The organism is Methanospirillum sp., from assembly GCF_035560735.1.
Taxonomy (GTDB): domain Archaea; phylum Halobacteriota; class Methanomicrobia; order Methanomicrobiales; family Methanospirillaceae; genus Methanospirillum.
In genome coordinates this window covers 1-5116 of record NZ_DATMYY010000307.1, presented here as the reverse complement: position 1 = coordinate 5116, position 5116 = coordinate 1, and the positions used below count along the sequence as shown (strand labels likewise).

4 protein-coding genes are annotated in these 5116 nt (G+C 47.6%); 1 reads left to right on the top strand and 3 read right to left on the bottom strand.

All coding sequences use genetic code 11. From position 1 onward, the window contains the following. Positions 1 to 1279 (top strand): CBS domain-containing protein (locus VN429_RS08930; protein WP_325632310.1); only part of this gene is annotated, 1279 nt, incomplete at its 5' end. Here VN429_RS08930 and VN429_RS08925 read toward each other — a convergent pair. The 3 genes from VN429_RS08925 to VN429_RS08915 are packed head-to-tail and all read right to left on the bottom strand — an operon-like array spanning position 1251 to position 4990. Further along, the gene (locus VN429_RS08925) at positions 1251 to 2918 is read right to left on the bottom strand and encodes a radical SAM protein (protein WP_325632308.1); all 1668 of its coding nucleotides are present in this window, start codon (positions 2916 to 2918) and stop codon (positions 1251 to 1253) included. The two genes, VN429_RS08930 and VN429_RS08925, sit on opposite strands and share 29 nt — an antisense overlap. Beyond that, a complete protein-coding gene (locus tag VN429_RS08920; RefSeq protein WP_325632306.1) occupies positions 2908 to 3534 on the bottom strand; it encodes a 6-hydroxymethylpterin diphosphokinase MptE-like protein in 627 nt (208 codons plus the stop codon). Before VN429_RS08920 ends, VN429_RS08925 begins: the two co-directional genes overlap by 11 nt. Next, a complete protein-coding gene (locus VN429_RS08915; protein WP_325632303.1) occupies positions 3524 to 4990 on the bottom strand; it encodes a DHH family phosphoesterase in 1467 nt (488 codons plus the stop codon). Before VN429_RS08915 ends, VN429_RS08920 begins: the two co-directional genes overlap by 11 nt. Positions 4991 to 5116 lie beyond the last annotated feature (126 nt).

Genomic DNA, 5116 nt, shown 5'->3' with positions numbered 1-5116 from the left:
TTTTTTACCGTCTGGACTGATTCAGACTGGCCTGATCAGTATCTTCCCCCAAATGTCAGAACAGTTGCCTAATACGATTTTGAAAAAAAGGGGGACAGGGTCATCCCATCACCATCTGTTTATTGATCTCTGCGAATACTGTACTATGGATGGATCATTTAGGATCGGACGGCTCTTTGGAATTCCGGTAATGATACATTTCACCTTTCTTCTGATAATTCCAATATTTGCCTGGCTTATAGGGACCGATATCACGTATACAGTCTCGATGGTATCTGATCTCTTTCACATTCAGATAGATGATCAGTTGATCACCCAGGGATACATCCCCTATCTTCTCGGGTTTGTAATAGCATGCGGACTTTTTCTGGGCGTTTTTATTCATGAACTCGCCCATTACCTTATCGCACGCAGGGCAGGAATTGCAATCAGCAGTATCACACTTCTGTTTTTCGGAGGTGTTGCATCAATTGATGACCGGGAAACCGATCCGCGGGTTGAGTTCTGGATGGCCCTTGCCGGACCGGTTATGAGTCTGGCCCTGGGTTTAATATGCGTCGCATTGCTCTATGCCTCCCCTTTCCTCATTAATAATCCGGCAATTGCCGGAGTGGTTATGTATATATGGGGATATCTGGCAATTTTGAACATCCTTCTCTTTATCTTCAACCTTCTCCCGGCTTTTCCAATGGATGGTGGACGCGTTTTGCGGGCATATCTTGCGCTCAGAATGCCCCTGCATAAGGCAACCAGTATCGCATCCACAGTGGGGAAAGGATTTGCAGTCATATTTGGCCTCATCGGTCTCGTCATCTTCTCCCCGATTCTTATCCTTATTGCCTTCTTTATCTACATCGGGGCAGGACAGGAATCCGATGTTACCAGGTATAAATTCCTGCTGAGGGATGTCACAACAAAAGAGATTATGTCTAGGCCGGTCATTTCGGTGCAACCGGGCGTGCCACTCACAGAAGTGATATCCCTGATGTACCAGACCAAACATCTTGGGTTTCCAGTCATTGACCGTGGATACCTGGCAGGGATTATAACCCTGGATGATCTCTCACGAGTCTCATCTATTGATCGTGATGCTATGCAGGTAAAAGATACAATGACCAGGGATGTCATCACCCTGGCACCCGAGGCCCCGGTTTTTGATGCACTCAGGATCATGACCGAGTACAACATCGGCAGAATACCTGTGATCGAAAACGGTTCAGTTATCGGAATTATCACAAAATCAGATATCTTCACAGTGATGGAACTGCGGGAGATGTAAATACAAAAAGGTCAGAAGGAAGCCTGACTCCAGCTGCTTTTTCAAGTGACTCCAAAGTATTGAAGGGACGTTTTGCAAGAATCCGGGCTTGAGCAGATTTGGAAAGCCCGGGTATCCATTTGATAACTTTTGCAGGGAGGTCATTGATCGGGATAGGCCAGGGCAGACCGGTTACTGAACGCATTCCATGATCCACAATAACCACGTCCAGGATTGTTTTGACCGGGATCTTCAGAGGTATACCAACCAGGATGGGATAAGAACCAAGTTGTCTTCCAAATGAGGTCTCACCCGATTCTTCAATGATGACATGATGCAATACAGTCAATACCGGGTAGACCTTTCTGAGCATCGGAAGGTCAAACCTCTTACGTACATCTTCTTTAAACTGGCGAAAGAGTCGCTCATCAACCGGAAGGGAATGTTCTGACCATGCACGGGTTCCCTCAAACGGCATAAGCTGCCTTATATTTACTCTTCTGACAAGAAGGTTCTCTTTTATTACTCTCTCTAAAAACTCCCTGTTCAGGCGGTAGGTGTCTGTAGTCTCACCGGCTAGTCCGCAGATGAAATTCAAACCAGGGAGCAGATGAGGTATTCCATTATCGCGAGAGCCACCGACTTCATTGACAATCCTGATTGCCTCCATCACCATATCAGGTTCAGCCTTGAGATTGTTGGCTTTGACAACAGCAGGATCAGCGGTCTCCATCCCAAATGCTGCAACATCGCCGGGAGTATGACCTTTGACAATAACAGAAAGCGCCTCTCTTGAAGCATCTGGATGTCGTGCAATTGTTCCCGGGTTGATGTTATCTATGTGCAGGGTCTGGAGCTCATGTGCAGCAGATCGAATTCCAGCAAATAAATCGTCAAGAATTTCAGGCCTTGGGACTGGAAACTCTCCAGACCCAGCCTGATATGTGAGCAGATCCGGTTGTCGGCCGAGTCTTAAATGCCGAACTCCTTGATCAGAGAGGGCTTGCACTTCTGCTTGGATCCCGGTAATATCCCGGTATACAGGTTTACCATAAAATGGTTCGGTGCAGAATGAACATCCTCCGGACTCTGCATGTGAACAGCCGCGTGAAGTCTCGAGCTCACAGAGAACATACGGATAGAGGGGATGATCTCTGACAATACCAGCACCGGCAACTGCCCATTCATCCTCAACAGAGTACGAATGGGAAGCGACAGAGTCTGATCCATCCAGGATTGAATCCAGAGCCATGGCAGGAGATCCATGTAGCAGATGATCAAATCCGAACTCCTCCTGGCGCGTGGCTTTCATTCCTCCTCCTGGAGAGGAACCAAAAAGAACCGGACCGCCCAGATACGTAGTGGGATTTCGAAGAGACGATCCAATCTGCCTGATATCAGTATATCCAGCAGGAGTTCCCCCAAGGTATTTGCCAGGGACCGTCACCCCGGCAATCATCACAACAATATCAGATTGGTCTGCCCGTGCGAGAAAGGTATGATCTGCTCTTACCTGATCAATGGTGCAATACCTAACAGAAAACCCGCGGGATGTGAGCACACCGGCTACAGTTCTAATATAAGGTGAGATATATGGTGGAACCCCAAGGCAGGCCGGTTCGTCGACATACCCATCAATGATCCAGGCTTCAGCAGTCATATCCGATTTCAGAAAGAAGTCTGCGTGCCCAGATTAATTTTCCTTTTTTCACAGGTGTTACAGACTGATCATCACAATCAAACCCGAGAAGATGTATTTCAGACGCCCCACAGTCCCGGGCCATGTATACCGCTCGATCACCGTCTGAAAAACCACCAAAATTGTGGATATTCTGAAAAGGCCGCCCTTGAGTCGTAAGGATCAACGGACCGGAAAATTTAGGGACCCAAGTTTTAATCCTGGGAATATTGTCTCCATGTGCATGAACAACCAGTATCGTTCCATTATTATTAAGATCAATCGCGTATTCATCAATCCCATCGAGATCTGTTACGATGACAGCAGGTCTCACACCGCATGAGAGCAGGACGCTGGCAGCTGCATCTGCAGCGATAACCATGCCGATTAATTTATCTGCCAGCACCTGGCCTTTTAAACAGGGAGCATTTCCACAGACAGTAACAGGATGTCCGGCTATCAGGTTTACAAGAACACTGGTTGCATCGGCAGATGAAAGATCAGCGGCTACATGCGCTGCCCGTTCATCTTCAGCAGGATCAAAAGAGAAGTATTCACATATCTCATGGTAGAGTGGCTCCCAGTATTCATACCTCACCGGTCTCGTCCTCCAGCAACCCGACAAGCCGGTAGAAGTTCTGCAGGATCGGCTCTATAACCATTTCAAGAAGTCCTTTCTTCTCCCGCACTGATGAGAAGACATGGAGCGGAATACTTGCTGCAGCCATTGTAGCATGACCACCGGCATCGCCGAGATCAGAAAAGGCTTCGCTCATTACATTCCCCAGGTTCAATCGAAGATCCCGGTTACGACCAGACATAATGATCGCATCATCAGTAATTCCGTACACAAGAGCCGTGCTTATACCTTCCAGGTTGATGAGCAGATCAGCAGCCTGTGGAAGGGCATCACGGTTGCGAACATATCCGACATTTGAGAAGAGATAGCCATTCTTTGTTTTGCGGTTATTGATAGCATCCCCAATGATATCGATTGTCTCATGAGCATACTGGGGTGACATGATCTTCTCAAGCAGGTCTTCATCACTGTACTTGAGGAGAAATGCCGAATATTCAAGATCCCTGGGAGTCACATTCCTTCTGAACTGCTTTGTATCAGCCCTGATTCCATAGAGCAGGGCGGTTGCAACCATCTGGTCCGGTTCAATTTCCAGTTCTATCAGATATTCTGTCAGAATAGTAGCGCAGGCTCCCGCACTCTGCCTGACATCAACAAAGGGTACCCGGACGACACTTCCGGCCTGAGGTTCATAATGATGATCGATGATGATATCAACAGGAGTTGTTGGAAGCAGACCGTTGTTGATGCCCGGTCCTTTACTGTCAACAAGGGCAAGATGGGAACACTCTGCCAGAGTTTCAGGGCGGACTTTCTCCATCTTGATATCAAGAAGGTTTACGAGTGTCCTGTTCTCCTGGTGACCGATGATCCCATCGTACAGGATATGAGTTTCAAGTTGTGGGTTCGCCTTTTTTGATATTGCAGCCAAAGCCATGGCACTTGATATTGCATCCGGATCAGGATTTGTATGGGTGACGATTCCCAATGTCCCGGTCCAGGAACTTATGATATCAAACAGTTGCTTGGAAAGATGATGCTTTTGAAATTTCTGAAGATGATCTATTGCAGCTGATGCAACAACCTGCTGTGGGTACAGGACCAGGTCAGCACCTTCCTGTATGAGATCCTTCTCACTGATAGGGTCAACCGCACGTGCAACCACATGAACCCGCGGGTATTTTTCCCTGATAGTCCGCATAGCCACACTGTTTGCATCGTGGCTATCGCTGACGACAAAAGCGACATTAAAATCTGCGATACCATGGAGCATATCGGCATCGAGCATATCACGCAGGAATGCCTCTATCTTCTGTTCCCTCAGCTCCTGAACCCGTTCGGGATTATTATCCATGCAGAGGAGTCTTCCGCCTTCCTTTTTGAGCTCCTCCAGAATAAGATACCCCACACTCCCGCACCCGCAGATCAGATAGGTTCTGTTGCCGGGAACTCCCGGGAGGCGATAATCCTGCATAACACTATTATATTAAGCGTTTATACGTTTAAACCAGGGCACGAAATATTTTTATTGTAGATATACTAACATGTTATGGCACAAGGGCTTGTAGCTTAGTCGGTAGAGCGACAGACTCTTAATCTG